The sequence below is a fragment of the Caproicibacter sp. genome, from assembly GCF_046707225.1.
GTDB lineage: Bacteria > Bacillota > Clostridia > Oscillospirales > Acutalibacteraceae > Caproicibacter.
This window is the reverse complement of the sequence record NZ_JBJKOP010000040.1, coordinates 80,948-98,234: the sequence shown is the minus strand read 5'-3', so window position 1 is coordinate 98,234 and position 17,287 is coordinate 80,948. Positions and strand designations below refer to the sequence as shown.

The 17,287-nt window shown below is 54.3% G+C and carries 17 protein-coding genes and 1 pseudogene; 12 read left to right on the top strand and 6 right to left on the bottom strand.

Annotated features, from left to right (window positions below; all coding sequences use genetic code 11):
- Positions 1-13 precede the first annotated feature (13 nt).
- From opp4C to ACLQ3M_RS11810, 4 genes are all read right to left on the bottom strand, one after another.
- On the bottom strand, positions 14-925 hold the full coding sequence (gene opp4C / locus ACLQ3M_RS11825) for an oligopeptide ABC transporter permease (protein WP_411677891.1): 912 nt from the start codon (positions 923-925) through the stop codon (positions 14-16).
- Positions 926-935: 10 nt separating this feature from the next.
- Positions 936-1,901, bottom strand: a complete 966-nt coding sequence (locus ACLQ3M_RS11820) for an ABC transporter permease (protein ID WP_066647153.1) — start codon at positions 1,899-1,901, stop codon at positions 936-938.
- Between the two features lie 113 nt (positions 1,902-2,014).
- Positions 2,015-3,775: an ABC transporter substrate-binding protein gene (locus ACLQ3M_RS11815; protein ID WP_411677890.1), complete on the bottom strand. Its 1,761-nt coding sequence runs from the start codon at positions 3,773-3,775 to the stop codon at positions 2,015-2,017.
- A 51-nt stretch (positions 3,776-3,826) separates the two neighbouring features.
- The gene (locus ACLQ3M_RS11810; RefSeq protein WP_411677889.1) at positions 3,827-4,564 is read right to left on the bottom strand and encodes a FadR/GntR family transcriptional regulator; all 738 of its coding nucleotides are present in this window, start codon (positions 4,562-4,564) and stop codon (positions 3,827-3,829) included.
- 431 nt (positions 4,565-4,995) lie between these two features.
- Here ACLQ3M_RS11810 and ACLQ3M_RS11805 point away from each other — a divergent pair, with 431 nt between their 5' ends.
- From ACLQ3M_RS11805 to ACLQ3M_RS11760, 10 genes and pseudogenes are all read left to right on the top strand, one after another.
- Complete coding sequence (locus ACLQ3M_RS11805; RefSeq protein WP_411677888.1) at positions 4,996-5,994, top strand: ROK family protein; 999 nt, start codon at positions 4,996-4,998, stop codon at positions 5,992-5,994.
- Positions 5,978-6,625 carry an SIS domain-containing protein gene (locus ACLQ3M_RS11800; protein WP_411677887.1) on the top strand — a complete coding sequence of 216 codons (648 nt, stop codon included), beginning with the start codon at positions 5,978-5,980 and terminating at the stop codon, positions 6,623-6,625. Before ACLQ3M_RS11805 ends, ACLQ3M_RS11800 begins: the two co-directional genes overlap by 17 nt.
- Before the next feature lie 32 nt (positions 6,626-6,657).
- Entirely contained in the window at positions 6,658-8,274 is a 1,617-nt protein-coding gene (locus ACLQ3M_RS11795) for a response regulator (protein WP_411677886.1), read from the top strand.
- A gap of 13 nt (positions 8,275-8,287) precedes the next feature.
- Positions 8,288-9,325 (top strand): sensor histidine kinase, encoded by a 1,038-nt coding sequence (locus tag ACLQ3M_RS11790; RefSeq protein WP_411677885.1) that lies wholly within the window; start codon positions 8,288-8,290, stop codon positions 9,323-9,325.
- On the top strand, positions 9,315-10,781 hold the full coding sequence (locus tag ACLQ3M_RS11785; RefSeq protein WP_411677884.1) for an ATP-binding cassette domain-containing protein: 1,467 nt from the start codon (positions 9,315-9,317) through the stop codon (positions 10,779-10,781). The genes ACLQ3M_RS11790 and ACLQ3M_RS11785 overlap by 11 nt, the downstream gene beginning before the upstream one ends.
- A 177-nt stretch (positions 10,782-10,958) precedes the next feature.
- A complete protein-coding gene (locus ACLQ3M_RS11780; protein WP_411677883.1) occupies positions 10,959-12,476 on the top strand; it encodes a sugar ABC transporter ATP-binding protein in 1,518 nt (505 codons plus the stop codon).
- Positions 12,477-12,507: 31 nt separating this feature from the next.
- Positions 12,508-13,542: an ABC transporter permease gene (locus ACLQ3M_RS11775; protein ID WP_411677882.1), complete on the top strand. Its 1,035-nt coding sequence runs from the start codon at positions 12,508-12,510 to the stop codon at positions 13,540-13,542.
- Positions 13,543-13,588: 46 nt separating this feature from the next.
- Positions 13,589-14,578: a substrate-binding domain-containing protein gene (locus tag ACLQ3M_RS11770; protein WP_411677881.1), complete on the top strand. Its 990-nt coding sequence runs from the start codon at positions 13,589-13,591 to the stop codon at positions 14,576-14,578.
- A 128-nt stretch (positions 14,579-14,706) separates the two neighbouring features.
- Positions 14,707-15,201 (top strand): annotated as a pseudogene (locus ACLQ3M_RS11765) (methylated-DNA--[protein]-cysteine S-methyltransferase); the annotation flags it as partial.
- Positions 15,202-15,255: 54 nt separating this feature from the next.
- On the top strand, positions 15,256-15,633 hold the full coding sequence (locus ACLQ3M_RS11760; RefSeq protein ID WP_411677935.1) for an acyl-CoA thioesterase: 378 nt from the start codon (positions 15,256-15,258) through the stop codon (positions 15,631-15,633).
- Here the strand turns inward: ACLQ3M_RS11760 and ACLQ3M_RS11755 are convergent.
- Both ACLQ3M_RS11755 and ACLQ3M_RS11750 read right to left on the bottom strand, forming a co-directional pair.
- Positions 15,578-15,979: a sigma-70 family RNA polymerase sigma factor gene (locus ACLQ3M_RS11755; protein ID WP_411677880.1), complete on the bottom strand. Its 402-nt coding sequence runs from the start codon at positions 15,977-15,979 to the stop codon at positions 15,578-15,580. The two genes, ACLQ3M_RS11760 and ACLQ3M_RS11755, sit on opposite strands and share 56 nt — an antisense overlap.
- A complete protein-coding gene (locus tag ACLQ3M_RS11750) occupies positions 15,976-16,179 on the bottom strand; it encodes a hypothetical protein (protein ID WP_411677879.1) in 204 nt (67 codons plus the stop codon). Before ACLQ3M_RS11750 ends, ACLQ3M_RS11755 begins: the two co-directional genes overlap by 4 nt.
- A gap of 247 nt (positions 16,180-16,426) precedes the next feature.
- Between ACLQ3M_RS11750 and ACLQ3M_RS11745 the strand changes: the two genes are divergently transcribed.
- Together ACLQ3M_RS11745 and ACLQ3M_RS11740 are read left to right on the top strand one after the other, a co-directional pair.
- On the top strand, positions 16,427-16,777 hold the full coding sequence (locus ACLQ3M_RS11745; RefSeq protein WP_411677878.1) for a helix-turn-helix domain-containing protein: 351 nt from the start codon (positions 16,427-16,429) through the stop codon (positions 16,775-16,777).
- 17 nt (positions 16,778-16,794) lie between these two features.
- Complete coding sequence (locus tag ACLQ3M_RS11740; protein ID WP_411677877.1) at positions 16,795-17,238, top strand: ImmA/IrrE family metallo-endopeptidase; 444 nt, start codon at positions 16,795-16,797, stop codon at positions 17,236-17,238.
- The last annotated feature ends 49 nt before the right edge of the window (positions 17,239-17,287 follow it).

The window sequence follows — 17,287 nt, the reverse complement described above, 5'->3', positions numbered from 1 at the left end:
AAACTTCGTCCCCTCACTTATTCATTCTCGGGTCCAGTGCGTCGCGCAGGCCGTCACCAAGCAGATTAATGCACAAAACGGTGATCAGAATGCAAAATCCTGCCGGCATCCACATCCACGGGTGCAGCGTGAAGTCCACCATGTTGGAACCTTCGCTGACGATGTTGCCCCAGCTGGCGTAAGGCGGAAGAACGCCGACGCCTAAGAATGACATGGTCGATTCCATCAGGATCGTGTCGCCGATGGCAAGCGTTGCGGTAACGATCACGAGCGGGAACACGTTTGGAATGATATGCTTGAAAATCTTTTTAATGTCGCGGATGCCCATGGATTCCGTCGCAAGCATGTACTCCATTTCCCGGATTGAGAGAACCTGCCCGCGGAAGTAGCGGCAGATGCCGGCCCACCCCAGCGCGGCCAGAATAAACATGAGCAGATATATTCTGATTTTCGTATCAACGTGCAGATCCGAAAAAACAGCGCTGATCATAATCAGAATCGGCATGGTGGGAAGAGAGAGAACGATGTCGACGACGCGCATCATTACGGTGTCAATCCATCCTCTGTAATAGCCGGCAATGCATCCGAACACCGTGCCGATGAAAATCTCAAGCACGGTAGCGACAGCGCCGACCGTCATGGAAACTCTGCCGCCGAACATCAGGCGCGACAGTATGTCACGGCCGCTGCGGTCCGTTCCCAGCCAGTGCTGCGGGGAAGGCGGCTGTTTCGAGTGCGCCAGATCGACCATATTGACGTCGGGATAAGGAGAGAAATAGGGGCCGAAAAAACAAACCAGAAAAATCAGAACGAGTACGCCCAACCCGACTAGAGCGAGTTTGTTCTTTTTCAGTCTGTGAAAGGCAAGGCGCCAGGGCGTCTGCTGGGTTTCCTTCTGTTTTGCCGTCTTTTTTGCTGTTGTCATTTTACCGCCCTCACTTCAACCGTATTCTTGGATCAGCCACGCTGTAAAGGATATCGGCAAGCAGATTCCCAAGCATGGTCAGCAGGGCAACAAGCATGACATAGCCCATCATGAACAAATAGTCGCGCTTGGCGATCGACTCCAGAAATATCTTTCCGATCCCCGGCCATGCGAAAACGGTTTCCGTAATCAGAGCGCCGGAAAAAAGGCCCGGCAGGCTGTTGCCGATGTAGGTGATGATCGGAATCGCCGCGTTTTTCAGCGCGTGGCGGTAAATGACGATCCGCTCCGGCAGGCCCTTGCTGCGCGCGGTGCGGATATAGTCCTGATTGATGACGTCCAGCATGGATGTGCGAACAAACCGCATAGCGCCCCCGACGCTGATGGTAGTCAGGCAAATCACCGGCAGAATCATATGGGAAAGGATATCCATCAGATAAGCTCCGCCGGCCAGCGTTACGCCGACCGTGTGCATCCCGTCCATGGGAAGCATCTTCCAGTCCACCGCAAAGCCCTTTTGCAGCAGCAGGGCAAGGAAAAAGGACGGAAGGGAAATTCCCGCGAACGCCAGCACGGTAAAGAGGTTGTCGAAGAAAGAATGAATCTTTGTGGCGGACAGCACCCCGACCGGAATCGCGATGAGCAGCTCCAGCACAAAGGAAACAATCGCGAGCAGGAAAGAATTCCAGATGAAATCGTGGATGACCGTCGCAACCGGCAGATTGTATTGGGTTGAAATCCCCAGGTTCCCATGAAGGGCATTTTTCAGCCAGTTCAAATACCGGACGCCCACCGGCTGGTTCAGTCCGAGCAGCGCCTTCATTTCGGCAATTTTTTCCGCCGGCAGACGGGAAGCGCCGAATTTCGCGTCAATCGCATCACCGGGGATCGACGCAATCAGCAGAAAGACTATGATGGAAACGCCTATCAAAATAGGAATCAGAATCAGCAGGCGGCGGGTAACGTATGTTTTCATGTTTGTAACACCGGTTTCATTATTTATCGTCTCCTTTTCTTTAGTAACAAAAACTGGGAAAAGGGCCCGAAGGCCCTTCTCCCGCTCCCCCTACGGAAAAAGAATGCGCAAAGTTACTGCAATTCGTATTTGTAGTACTGATTAAAAATCAGATTGTACGGCGCGCACGCGAAATTCTTAATGCGCGTATTAAACGCCACGCAGTCACTGCGCTGATAAATAATGAAGTTCGGCAGGTCGTTGTTGATGATCTGATATACCTTTGCGTACTGCGCTTTTCTCTGGTTATCGTCCGTCAGGGTAAGCGCGGTCTTATAGGCTTTATCCAATTCCGGATTGGAATAGGCCAGGTAGTTTTCGGAGCCGCCGGTGCAATAGACATAAGAGTCGTCCGGATCCGGCGTCAGCCCCCATGCCATGAAAGCCATGTCGTAAGTCTGTTTTTCGAATTTCTGCTGCAGGGTCGGCCAGTCGACGTACTCCGCCTGCATGTTAATCCCGAGCTGTTTGTAGGCGTCAATCATCATCGGCAGCATCACGTCCGTTACGGCGTTGCCCTTTGTCGCGGAGAATGTAAACTTAAACTGTTTGCCGTCCTTTGTCAGGTTGCCGTTTGCGTCCTTGGTCCAGCCGGCTTCCTGCAGAAGGCTGGCGGCTTTTTTCAGGTCGTAATCATAGGAGTTGATCCCGTCTTCCGTGTACAGCCAGCTCTGCGCGGTCTGGTTGATGTTCTGAACATGCGCGTACTGCCCGTATACCGAGTTGACAAGGCTCTTGCGGTCCAGAGCATACAGCAGTGCCTGGCGAACCTTCTGGTCCTTGAACAAATCGTTCTTATGGTTCAGGCCAACCCAGCCGTAGCCGAGCGTAGGCTGAACCCACATGTTGACAAAACCGGCCTGCTGACCGATGGCGATCTGGTCGTCGTTGCAGGAAACCTCGTCGTCGATGTCGACGTTTCCGGTCGTAACCGCCTGCATTTCCTCGCCCTCGGCGACTACCTTTACGATAATGGTCGGGATTTTCGGCGCGCCCTTGTAATAGTTCGGGTTGGCCTTCATGGTCGCGCTTTGGCCGGCCTTGTAGTCGGTCAGAGTGTAGGAGCCGTTGGTGACATAATTAATCATGGACAAATTCTTGATGCCGTTGACATCGCCCTGTTTAATCAGGCTGCCGTACTTCGCCGTGGAAATCGGGATGATAGTGCCAAGCTGATAAATCGCGCTGGCGTTCGGAGCGCTCAGTTTGAATTCAATTTTGTTGCCGTCCACTTTGACGCCGGAAATATCTTTTGCCTTGCCGTCATGATAATCCTGCGCGCCGACAAGATTATAGTTGTAAAGCGGACTCAACGGTCCGTCATAGCTCTTGTCGCAGATTACCTTTACAGAATTGACATAGTCCTCCGCCTTGACCGGGGACCCGTCGGAGTATTTGTCTCCGTCCTTGAGCGTAAAGGTATAGGTCAGGCCGTCGTCGGAAACCTTGTATGTAGCGGTGCCGGGAATCATTTCGCCTTTATCGTCGTTATCGAGAAGCTGCGAGCCTGAAATCGGAATGGAAACATGCCAGTCGTCCGCACTCGAGGCGTAAAGCTGATTGAAAATTCCGCTTAAATCGGCGCAGCCGACAACCAGCGTGTCTTTGCGGCCGGAAGCCGCCGCCGGAAGCTTGGACGGGTCCGTCGCGGCAATCAATTTTTCTTCGCTGTCCGCCTGGGTACCTGCCGCGCTGGAAGCATCGCTGCTTGCCGACGACGCGGGAGCGCTGTCCGCGGCTTGGGAGCTCGCCGTGCTTCCCCCATTGCACGAAGACAGCAGCAGGCATGCCGCAAGCGCAAAGCTTGCAAACCCGGTAATTTTTCTCTTTTTCATAATTCACCCTTCTTCAAAATGTAATCTATTTGTACGAGCTTATGCTCACGGTCAAACTTTTTCCGGCTTTTTGCGCGGGGAATCGTTCTTTCTTTGCAGCTGCATCGCGGCGCGGATCTTTGCGACCTCGCCGAAATGCTGCTCCATCAAAGAGCAGCAGGCCTTTTCATCCCGGTTTTTTATGGCAAGATAAATGTCGCGGTGCTCCTGCAAGCATTTTGCAAGCCTTCCCGGGTAAGCCAACGTCCTGACCCGCATTTCCTTCATGGTGGTCCCCAGGGAGCGGACCATACCCGCAATCACCTGGTTTTTCGTCGCCATCGCGATGCACTGGTGAAATAAAATATCGGAATCAATTCCGGAGTCGTTGCGGTCGACGCTATCCTGCATCAGGCGCAGGGTCCTTTCAATTTTCATCAGATCCAGCTCATCCGCCCGCCGGCAGGCCAGCTCCGCCACTTTGATTTCCAGAAGCTGCCGCGCTTCATAGAGGTCTTCAAACATTTCGACGTCCGGTTTTCGCGGAATATCGATCGCCTGCAGAATCGTTTCCAGGCAAAACCTGCAAAGAAACGTTCCCCCGTTTTTATGTCTTTCCACAATGCCTTTCGACTCCATCACGGACAGGGCTTCACGCACCGACGCCCTGCTGACGCCGAACTGTTTGGACAGGTCCGTCTCATTCGGCAGCCTTTGTCCTTCCGTCAGCTTTCCTTCTACAATCTGGCACTGGATCTGAGAGACAATTTGATCGCTGACGCGCATGGTTCGAATACTCTGAAACAACATATCCCCCCCGGCTCGCCTCTGCTTCTAAAAAGCAAGGCGGCTTTGATCCGATTCTGCTGAAAGAATTGCTATTGTCCGTTTGTCTTACCTACCAAAGCCCGGCTTTGGCCCCTTGCCATTCGACAGGGCTTTCAGAATCTTGCATTGAAATTTTAATGCAATTCAAGTAATTAAATTAAATATTAAATTAAATAATAATTTTTAATAGTTATTATAATCCATCACTGCTTTTTTTGCAATTGCTTTTTTACTTGATTCACATTTTATTTTTGAATCAATCTACCGATCCACCTGCTTCTCGAATTCCCCTCATTTCACTGACTGTTCCTAAAAAAGCAGAATTGTATTGACTATCTTTGTATTACTAGATAAAATAATCTTAATTAGCTGAAACAATTTGTATACAATCATACAATAAGAGGGATGTTCCTATGTTGCAAATCGGCGTAGATCTCGGCGGTACCAAATGTGCCGTTTCCCTTGGCGAGATCGTGGACGATCAAGTTAAAATTCTACATAAATGTGCCCCCCGACCAACAAAATCCGTGCCTGCGGAAAAAATGCTGAAACTTTTGTCGGACGATATCCGGTTCTGCGCGCGGCGGGCGGAAGGAATCGCCGGGGTTTGCGGAATCGGCGTCAGCTGCGGCGGCCCGCTGGACAGCCGCGCGGGACTGATTCTTTCCCCGCCGAATCTGCCCGGGTGGAACCGCGTGCCGGTCACGGATTATTTCACGGAAAAAACCGGCCTGCGCGCCTGGCTCTGCAACGATGCGGACGCGTGCGCTCTGGCGGAATGGAAGCTGGGCGCCGGAAAAGGCTGTTCGAACATGATTTTTCTCACGTTCGGAACCGGCCTTGGCGCCGGCCTGATTTTAAACGGACGCCTCTACAAGGGCTCGTGTGACATGGCCGGTGAGGTCGGGCATATCCGTCTGGAAAACTGGGGTCCGTGCGGCTACGGAAAGGCAGGGTCCTTTGAAGGGTTCTGCAGCGGCGGAGGAATCGCTCAGCTTGCAAAGCTGATGGTTCTGGAGCAGCTGCAGTCCGGAAAGCAGCCCGCCCTGTGCCGGGGGGAGACCGGGATGGAAGGCGTTACGGCGGCCCGTGTGGGTGAATTTGCGAAGGCGGGCGACCCGCTGGCAAGAGAAATTCTGCGCAGGGTCGGCGTTCAGCTCGGCAAAGGGCTGTCTATTCTGATGGATGTGCTCAATCCGGAGCGAATCGTCATCGGCAGTATCTTCGCCCGATGTTACGACGAAATCTACCCCTTTGCAGAACAGGTGATCGAGCGCGAAGCGCTGCCCGCCGTCCGTAAAAACTGCCGGGTCGTGCCCAGCATGCTTTCGGAAAACGTCGGGGACGCAGCCGCGCTGATGACCGCCAAATACAATTATGAAACGGAGCTAGATCATGAAGGAATCCAGTAAAAAAATCATGGAGCAGCTTTACCTGCGAAGACCCGACCTGATGCCGGTACGCGAAAGCATCGACAGGGCATGCGCCGCTGTTCTGGACGTTTACCGCGGCGGAGGAAAGCTGCTGGTGTGCGGAAACGGCGGCAGCTGCGCCGACGGCGGGCATATTGTCGGGGAGCTGATGAAGGGCTTCCTGCTGAAACGGCCGCTGGAACAGCAAACGAAAGACCAGCTAAAGCAGGAATTTGGAAATGACGGTGAGTTTCTGGCTGAAAAACTTCAGCGCGGTTTGCCGGCGATTTCCCTGAACGCCCACGCCGCACTGATTTCTGCTTTCTCTAACGACGCGGACCCCGCTCTGGTTTACGCTCAGCAGGTTCTGGGTTACGCACGGCCGGGCGACGCCGTGCTCGGCATCAGCACCTCCGGCAACGCGGCCAACGTAGTTTACGCCCTGATGGCCGCAAAGACTGCCGGAGCGGTTGCCATCGCCCTGACCGGAAAAACTGGGGGGCGGCTCGCGAAGCTCGCCGACTGCTGCGTCGTCGCCCCGCACAATGAAACCTATCAGATTCAGGAGGACCATCTGTCCGTTTATCATATGATCTGCGCATTTGTCGAATCCGAACTGTTCGACGAATGATTCGGCCTTCTCAAAGCAAACAAGGAGAAAAAATGATCAAGGTAATTATTGCAGACGATGAAGACAAGGTGTGCCAGCTGATCCGGAATCTGGTCGACTGGCGCGAGCTGGATATGGAAATTGCGGGAATCGCGCACAACGGGGTGGAAGCCCTCGACATGGTCCGCGAGCTTTCCCCGGACCTGATGATCACGGATATCCGCATGCCCGGCTACGACGGCATCGAAATGATCCGCCGGGCCAGGGGGCTCAGCGAGAACCTGAGTTTTATTATCATCAGCGGATACCAGCATTTTGAGTACGCGCAGGACGCGATCAAGTACGGTGTGGGCGATTATCTTCTCAAGCCGATCAAAAAGGAAGACCTGATGGCATCCCTGAACCGAATGCGCCAGAAGCACCTGCAGCGCAGCGAACGGATCAGCAAGGAAAAGATGCTTTACGACCAGCTGAAATGCGGTACGGAAAAGCTGCGCCAGAATCTGTTTGCCGATCTTTTGCCGGGGAAAGCGGTTTTGCCGGACGGGGCCGGTCCGGTCGAGGTGAACCGAACCTATCGCTATTCGTTCCGCCCCGGCCTATATCAGGTCTGCGCGGTAAAGATCGACTGCGGATGGGAGGACGAGTACGACAGCGCCATCCGGATTTTGGAAGACAAGGCCGTCCAGATTATCAGCCGCACGCTGAAAGGCATCTGTTTCGACCTGGAAACCAGCTTTATGGACAGTACGACATGGTGCGTATTGAATTACGCACCCGAACAAAAAAAGGATCTGCGAAAAAGCATGAAATCCCTTCTGGATGAACTGATGCTTCAAAAGGCCGCCTTTGAAAAGTTTTCCTTCACCCTGGGAATCGGCGAGGCGGAGCCGGAGGTTGGAAAGCTCCACTGCAGCTTTCAGTCCGCGAAATACGCGGTGGAACAGAGGCTTGTCTTTGGCTGCGACCGGCTCATCGAGCCCGCGGCTCCATCTGTTTCCGCGGGCTGTGCGGACGGCCTGCTTTCGGACTTTGACAAAAAGCTTTCTCTGTTTCTGGAAATTCTGGACCGGGATGCCGTACAGGCGTGCATTCTGCAGCTCGGAAAAAAAATCGAAGAGGAAAAGAAGCTGAGCGGCGAGGAAATATTTTATGTCGCTTCTCAGGCGTTTGACCTGTACCTGACGCATCTGCGCGGCCTGAAAATCCCCGTTGGAAGCAGCGGGGAACGACGGGATGATTTTCTGACCCGGGCAAACCGATGCGGCAGCGTTTCGCAGCTGTTCGCTTTTCTTTGCGCGCGGGTTACCGGCTCCCTGGACCGGATCGCCGAAGAGAAAAGGCAAACGGACACCCGTCCCATCCGGCAGGCGAAGCAGTACATCCGGCAGAACTTCCGCAGCGCGCTGACGCTGGAAGAGGTCAGCGGCACGGTGGGATTCAGCCCGACCTATTTCAGCACGCTGTTTAAAAAAGAAACCGGCAGCAATTTTGTCGACTATCTTTCGGAAGTACGGATGGAAGAGGCAAAGCGGCTTCTTCGGGAAACGAACCTGAATGTTGCCGCGGTTTGTGAGCAGGTGGGGTACAGCGATCAGAAGCACTTTACGAAAAGTTTCAGAAAATTCACGGGGCTCAAGCCGAACGAATACCGTAAATTGTATGCTTAGGGCGTGAAACGGCATGAAACGAAAAAAATTCAAATACCTTTCAAACCGGGTCGCATGGCTGATTGCCGTCTGCGCGGCGTGTTTTCTTCTGTACCTGGCGGCGTGGACCGCCGTGGCTCTTCGGGAAGAGCGCCACATGAAGCTCGTGCTCGCGGGCTTTCTTCTGTTTGCCGCGGCGGCGGCCGTCTTCTGGCGGTGGATCCGCCGGCCTTATCTGGAAAACTCCCGGGCGCTTCGCCTGTTTTCCACGGGCTACACCATGAACGGTCTGTTCAGTCAGCGTACCGCGCTCAGCCCGGAAATGGAAGACGCCGTACGGAAAATTCAGGAGATCATGAACACGGACAAGCTGATCAGCGCGACAAAGAAACAGGCGCAGTACCTTGCCCTGCAAAACCAGATCAACCCCCATTTCCTGTATAACGCGCTGGAGGGAATCCGGGGCGAGACGCTCAGTGCCGGTCTTGAAAGCGTGGCAAAGATGACGGAAGCGCTGTCCACGTTTTTTCGCTACACGATTTCAGGCTCCGAAAATCTGGTCACACTGGAGGACGAGCTGGCAAACATCCGGAATTATTATATTATCCAACGGTATCGGTTTGGGGAAAAGCTGAACCTCAGCGTGGAATACGACGCGGACCACGAATCGGAAATCATGTCCTACTGTCTGCCCAAGCTGACGCTGCAGCCCATTGTGGAAAACGCGATTTACCACGGAATTGAACGGATCATCGGAGAAGGCCGGCTGCGAATCAAAATAGAAGTGACCACCCGCCGCCTGATCATCACCGTCTCCGACAACGGAATCGGGATGACGGAGGAACGTCTCCGCGAAATCAACAGCCGGCTGGGCGACATGACGCTCGATTATATCAATCCGGAAAAAGAGTCCCACGGCGGAATCGCGGTGGTGAACGTCAACAACCGAATCAAGCTCCTGTTCGGGGAGGAGTACGGAATCTGCATGTACAGCACGCAGAACGTGGGCACCGATGTGGAGATTACCCTCCCGCTGATTCAAAAGGACGGCAGAGGCACCTATGAAAAATGAGATACTGAGGATGGATCAGGTCACCACCTTTCAGGACGGACTGACCCTGTTGGACAATTTTAATCTTCATATTTTTAAAGGCGAAATCATGGGTCTTGTCTGCCTGAACGAAAACGGAAAAGAATCCCTGATCCGTCTGATCCGCCAAAACGCGCCCATTCATTACGGGCGCGTTTACTTTGACGAAACACTGGTCAACAACTACCAGCACAGTCCCATGACGCCGAACCGGGTCGCCGTCATTGAGCAAAAAAGCCGTTTGGTGGAAGACCTGACCGTCTCCGACAATATTTTTGTACTGCGCCGGGGCGTGAGAAAGTTTGTTCTCTCACGCCGGGTTCTGAACGAACAGCTTCAGCTTTTCACAAGTCGGCTGGGGATCGCAGTCAACGGCGGCGATCTGGTCGCGAACCTGTCCCGTTACGAAAAATGCACCGTAGAGTTGCTGCGCGCGCTGATGATGGGGGAAAAGCTCGTCGTTGTCAGGGACATCAGCAACTCCGTCAGCACGGCGGATCTGATGAGCCTTCACAGCCTGCTTCGGCTTTTCTGCAAAAACGGCCTGTCCGTTCTTTATATTTGCAGCCACCATGAAGAGGCGTTTAAAATCTGCGACCGCATTTCCCTGATGAGGGACGGCAAAATTCTGAAGGTACTCGACCGCGGGGAGTTTCTGCCGAAGAATATGCTTCCTTTTTACAGCAAGAGTTTCGACGATCTGCCAAAAAAAGAACCGGTTTCCCGCACGGGAGAAGAAATTCTTTCGTTCCGCGATATCCGGACCGAAACGATGGACGGCATGTCTTTTTCCATCGTGAAAGGGGAATGCACCGTTCTGCTGGACATCGACAACACGGTTCTGCGGGATATTATGGCGTTAATGAACGGCAACCAGAAACCGGAAAGCGGAGAAATCATTTTCTGCGGAGCGCCTTACTCGCAGCGCCGGGCCCGGCGCGCCGCGGCGAACGGGGTTGCGTTCATCGACGAAAATCCCGCAAAAAGCATGGTTTTCAAGGATATGGGCTACCTTGAAAACCTCTGTTTTTTGATTGGTGAAAAACAAAACCGCCTGCCCGTCGGCAAACGGATCAGAAGACATATTGAAAAGGAATACGCAGCGCTGGTGGGCGACGACATTTACGAGCCGAACGTCAAGGGACTGAGCCTTCCCTCCCTGTACGATCTGGTCTATTACCGGACGGTGCTCGGAAACCCAAAGATCGTATTCTGCATGCAGCCCTTTGCGGGCGCGGACATGTACCTGCGCAGGCACCTGATCGACCTGATCGGCCTGATGAAACAAAAAGGAATTACCGTCGTGATGCCGTCGGTGAATCTTGCGGATTCCCTTGTTATCGCCGACCGGCTGATCCTGCTGAAAAAGGGGCGGTTCAGTCAGGAGTATTACAGAAACGAATTCTACCTGTTCCGTTCCGAAGGAATCATTTTATGATTCGCCGTTAATTTACCTATATTTTTTATTATCAGTTTAATAATTCTGTTTGGAAACATCAAAAATACCGAAAAATACCCCCCTTAAATCGAAAGGCGCTCCCCTTACCGCGAAAAGGTAATCCTGCTATACTGAAAACAGTTAAGACGGACGCAATGGAAAAGGAGAGTGAGCTTCGTGGGGGAGTACCTGGTTGAGATGGACCGCATCTGCAAGAGCTTCCCCGGCGTAAAGGCGCTGGACGACGTGTCGTTCCGGCTGAAGTCCGGGGAAGTTTTAGCTCTGCTTGGCGAAAACGGGGCCGGCAAATCAACCCTGATGAATGTTTTAAGCGGCGTCTATCAAAAAGATGAGGGCGAAATCAGGCTGTTCGGCAAAACCGTCGAAGACCTGAATCCAAAGAAGGCGCAGGAGCTGGGCGTCGCGATTATTCATCAGGAGATGAACCTGTGCAGGCATCTTTCCGTGGCGGAAAACATCTTTCTCGGCCGGGAAGAGTCCCGCTGCGGCATTCTTCAGCGAAAGGACATGAACCGGCGCGCCGCGGAAATTCTCGCCCGGCTGAATCTGGATATCGACCCCGCCGAAACAGTGGGAAACCTGGCGGTTTCGAAACAGCAGATGGTTGAAATTGCAAAGGCCCTGTCGACGGACGCCCGGGTCCTGATTATGGATGAGCCGACCAGCGCGCTCACCATGAGCGAAATCGACGAGCTGTTCCAGATCATTCGCAGGCTGAAAGGCGACGGGTGCGGCATTGTCTATATCTCGCACCGGCTGGAAGAACTGCAGAATATCGCCGACCGTGTGCAGATTATGCGGGACGGCCGCTACATCACCTCCATGAATTTCGCGGATACCACCATGGACGAAATCATCGCCAATATGGTCGGCCGTGAAATCACGGAAAAATTCCCGCGGATTTCCTGCCCGCGCGGAGAAAAAATCCTGGAAGTCAGAAACCTGAACGCCGGAAAAATGGTGCGGGACATCAACTTTGATCTGTTCGCGGGCGAAATCGTCGGCATTGCGGGGCTTCTCGGGGCAGGCAGAACGGAAACCACCCGCGCGATCTTCGGGGCGGACCCGAAGGACTCGGGGCAGATTCTTCTGGACGGACGGGAAGTTGTTATCCGCCGCCCCATCGACGCAATCCGCGGGGGTATTATGCTGGTCCCGGAGGACCGCCGGAAAGACGGCCTCTGCATCAAGCTCAGCGTACAGAGCAATATTTCTCTGCCGAACCTTGACATGCTCAGCAACCGGTTCGGCGTCATCGACCGGAAAAAAGAAAAAAAGCTGTCGGAAAAATCCATTCAGGACCTCAATATCAAGCTTCCGTCCTCCGCCGTGAATGTGGCGACGCTCTCCGGCGGCAACCAGCAGAAGGTGGTTGTGGCGAAATGGCTCGCCCGGAACTCCAGAGTCGTGATGTTCGACGAGCCGACCAGGGGAATCGACGTGGCGGCCAAGGTGGAGATTTATAATTTGATGAACGAATTGAAAAAGCAGGGCATCGGGGTGTTGTTCGTTTCCTCCGAAATGCCGGAGATTCTCGGAATCAGCGACCGGATTCTCGTCATGTGCGACGGAAAAATCACCGGAGAAATGGAGATCGGCGAAGCCTCCCAGGATCTAATCCTGAAATACGCAACCGCGTTTGACACGAAATCCGGTCTTCCGGAAGCAATCTGACTGCAAACTATTGATACGGGGGCATTAGAATATGGAAACAAAAGACAGGCAAAACGCCTGGAAACGGTTTATGTCCATTCGGGGGGTCGGTCAGGTCGTCACCGTAACCGCCGGCCTGATCGTTCTCTGCATCGTCTTCAGCATGCTGAGCTCTTCCTTTTATTCCGAGCGCAACGTCGGCAACCTGCTCCGGCAGATCGCCCCGATTCTGATCATCGGCATCGGGCAGGCCTACGTGCTGATTACGGGAAACATCGACCTTTCCATCGGTTCGGTGGTCGGCATGAGCTGCATGATCTCCGCGACGCTGATGACAAAAGGGGTCGCTCCCTTTGCCGCGACGATGATTACCATCCTGATCTGTCTGGGGGTCGGGGTCTTAAACGGCACTCTGGTCGCAAAGTGCAAGGTACCGCCGTTCATTGCAACGCTGGGCACCATGACCATCGCAAGAGGGGTCGCCCAGATTGTCAACAACAACTATAACACCGACGCGATCGGCGACTCGGCGCAGGGATTCCGGAACCTGTTTTACTACGGAAAAACCCTGGGGCTGTACAACACCATCTGGATTGCGGTGATTCTGTTTCTTGCCTTTAACTTTCTCCTTGGCAAAACCAGAACCGGCCGTCATATTTACGCCATCGGCAGCAATATGGAAGCCGCAAAGCTCTCCGGCGTCAATTCGGTGAATACAACCGTCATTGTTTACGTTGTCAGCGCCTTCTGCGCGTGCGTGGTCGGCCTGATCACCTGTGCCATCGCGGGGATGGGAACCATGGACGCCGGCAACATGTATGAAATGTACGCAGTCGCGGCCGCGGCCATCGGCGGGATTTCCACCTTCGGCGGCGAGGGTCTGCTGGTCGGCACCGTGGTCGGCGCCTCCATCTGGGGCGTGCTTCAGAACGGGCTCCAGTTTGCCGGCGCGCCCGTCGCAATCCGCAACATTGTCATCGGCACAATCGTCGTAATCTCCGTCCTGCTCGACGTGGTCATCCGCAAAAACAAGCCCCGCAAAAAGGCAAAGCGCGTTTTACCCATTCAGGTCAGTTCGGCCAAATAATTTAAAGCAACCGCTTTAAATCATAAAAACAGGGAGGTTTTATTGTATGAAAAAGAAACTGTTGGCAGCTTTTTTATCCTCAGTCATGATTCTCGGCGCGGCAGCCGGCTGCAGCCAGGGGTCGCAGTCCGCTTCTGCCGCGGGCGGCGAATCGGGTTCTTCCGCGGGGGCCGCATCAAGCCAGGCCGCGGGTGAAAAAAACCACAAAGTAATTCTCATCACCATGGACAGCATCGACCAGCACTGGGTTTCGGTCGATAAGGGGTGCAAAAAAGCAGTCGCGGAGCTCAACAATGTCGACTACAAGTGGCTGGCTCCCGACAAAAAGGACGACGCGCAGCAGATTGAACGCGTCAACACCGCGATTGCCGACAACGCCGACGCAATCCTGATTGCGGCCAACGGCCCGGATGCCATCACCTCCGCTCTGGAGGACGCAAAATCCAAGGGAATCAAAATCATCTACGTGGATTCCGCCGCGAAGACAGAGGGCGAAGCCACCTTTGCGACGAACAATGAGGCGGCGGGCAAACAGGCCGGCGAGCAAATGCTTGAGGCACTTCAGAAAGCCGGTAAAACGAGCGGCAAAATCGGTGTTGTGAACGTAAACTCCGCCACCGCTTCCACCGTCGCGCGTGAAAAAGGATTCCGTTCCGCCTTTGACGGCAAAGGGTATGAACTTCTCGCAACCCAGTACAGCGAGGGCGACGCGGCAAAATCGCAGGATATCGCGGACAACTACATCACGCAGGGCGCGGTCGGGCTCTTCGGCGCCAACGAAGGCTGCACCGTCGGCGTAGGCAACGCGATCAAAGGCTCCGGCAAGAGCGACCTGGTCGGCGTTGGATTTGATAAATCCGACTCCATTTATTCACTGATCAAGGATGGTTCCCTGCTCTGCACCATGGCGCAGAATCCGGAAGTCATGGGCTATGAAGGCATGAAAGCGGCGGTCGCCGTTCTTTCCGGCCAGACCATTGAAAACAAAGATGTGGATACCGGCGTTTCCGTTCTGACAAAAGATAAAATCAGCTAAAAGAATTTCTCCCCATTTTGGGCGGGGCCGCGGCGAAAGCAGCGGCCCCGCTTTTGCGCGCCGCGGCGGTTTTCAATTGTCCTGTTTTCTGCTATACTGGGGAAAAGATAAAGGGAGCGGTGACAAAAATGCCGGAAAGTGAAAAGAAGCCCGCGTCGGTCGAATCAGAGAAAGCCTGCTGTATTTACGAGACGCGGATCGGAAAAATAACCGTCGCGTCCGCCGAAGGCGCGATTACCATGGTTCATTTCGGCGCGTTGGAACCCGCGGAGCTTCGCCGCTCGAAGCTGACCGACCGCGCCGCTGAGGAAATCGAAGAATATCTCTCCGGCAAAAGAACCGGGTTCGACCTGCCCGTCGCGCCGGAGGGAACCGCCTTTCAAAAACGCGTCTGGGACGCCCTGCAAACCATCCCTTACGGAGAAACCCGCAGTTACCTGCAGATCGCGGAGCAGATCGGGAACCCGAAAGCATCCCGCGCCGTCGGCATGGCAAACAATAAAAATCCGATCGCAATCCTGATTCCGTGCCACCGCGTGGTCGGGGCGGACGGCTCTCTCGTCGGCTACGCCGCGGGACTGGAAATCAAAAAACGCCTGCTTGCCCTTGAGAAAACGGATTCGCCGCCCGCCCCCGCGCCCTACCTGCGCAAAGCGAATTATTATGAAACGGACAAAATGGGAATCATCCACCATTCCAATACTATCCGATGGATGGAGGAAGCCCGCATCGATTTTCTGGAACAGATCGGCTGGGGCTACAAAAAGCTGGAAGACGACGGCCTGATGATCCCCGTGACGGAGGTCTCCTGCCGGTATAAAAGCCCGGTGCGATTCGGCGATACGGTTCGCATTTCCGTTCGGGTCTCCGCGTATCAGGGAGTCCGGCTGACCATCGACTACCGCATCACGGACCTTTCAACCGGGCGTCTCCGCGCAATCGGCAGAAGCGGACACTGTTTCTGCAACCGGGAGGGAAGGCCGATCCGGCTGAAAAAATTCAGCGAAGAGTTCGACCGTCTTCTGTCCGTTCTTGCGAGTGCGGAGGCTGACTGACCGCTGCTTTCCGCCCGTTCGCGGCTCTTTGCGCGGACGGGCGGTCTCCATTCAGCGAAGGATAGCAGTACTGCAGGATCTTTTTCAGACGAAGGCGCGCCTTTTTCAGGTGGCGGGACACCGTGGAGGGAGAAAGCTCCAATTCTTCCGCAATTTCACTCACGCCTTTCCCCTCCTCGTAGCACAGGCGCACGCACTCCATCTGCCGGGCGGTCAATTCGCCCTGCGCCGCAAGCATCATAGTGCGGAGCATCCGCTTGTGCCGGCCGCCGTCGTCAGAGCCCTTTTGGCTCAAATCCAGCCTGTCCCCAAACAAATCAAGGCTTAAATTGGAACCCCGCTTCATTCTCCGTCTCCCCTTTCCAGAAGATCCCGGCCCGTGCGCCAAAGCTCCAGGTGCATTTCATTGAGCATCGATATGCGCCGGCAGAGCAGAACACAGTCCTCCCCGGAGGTGTTTTTCAGCTGCCTGCGCAAGGGCTTTAAATGTTCTTTCAGCTTCTGCGCCTGCCGCAGATACTCCATCCCCCATTTGCAATAGTCCATATGCTTCCTTTCTCTACACGTTTTGTGTAGCTGTTTTGTACAGAGCTGCACCGAACGAAAACCGTTCCGGCCCGCTGTTTACTTAGAATAGCATCTTACCAGAATCATTTCAAGACTTTTTAGAACGCATGTTCTTATTTTACAAGTAAAGGGTCAAATTTGGGACTCATCCTTTTGGCGGCAAAAGATTTCTTGAAACAACACGATATGTGTGATAAAATAAAGAAAACCGCAGAGGGTGTTTGAAATGCTGAACGATAAAATCAGGCAGCTGCGCTGTGAGCGCGGGATGACGCAGAAAGAGCTTGCCGCTCGCCTGGGTGTCTCTCCGTCGGCCGTCGGCATGTATGAACAGGGGCGGCGCGTGCCGGACAGCACGGCGCTGGCGCATCTGGCGTCCGTACTGGAATGCAGCACGGACGAGCTGTTGGAAACGGAGCGCTCCAGCGACGTTGGGGATGTCATCGACAGTTTCGCGCGCACGCTGGAACGCCAGCCGGGGCTGATGTTCAACGGCGCGCCGATCAGCCCCGGCGACCGCGAAAAGCTGGCGAACGCCATCCGGGTCGCCGCCGCCCTGTCTTCTCCGAAGAAATAGGGTTCCGGGAGGTAAAGATGAACGAAATCGAAAAGCTGGCGCACCGGATTACCGCGCGTTTTCAGAGCAATTCTCCGTTTTGCCTGTGCGACTGCATGGGGGTCCAGGTTCAGAGGCTGGACCTTCCGGAGCAGGTCCGCGGTTTTTGTTTTCGCACCGAATCCGGAAAACCGATCATTGTATTAAAAGAGACTCTCTCCAAAACGGAAAGCGGCTACTGCTGCGCCCATGAGCTGGGGCATCTGCTTCTTCATCCGGGCCTGAACGCGCAGGTCATCGCCGACCTGACCAACCTGTGCGCGCCCCGCTATGAAAGAGAAGCGGACTTTTTCGCCGCCTGCCTGCTCATTGACCCGAATTTTGAAGAATGGAGCCTGACTTACAACCCCCTGACGCAGGAGCAGATCGCACTGCTTTCCGGCCTGCCCCGCCGGGTGGTCGGCCTGCGCTTTGAAAAATAAGTGAAACGGCGGAAAATGACAGGTTTTACACAAAAGGGAATGCTACCAT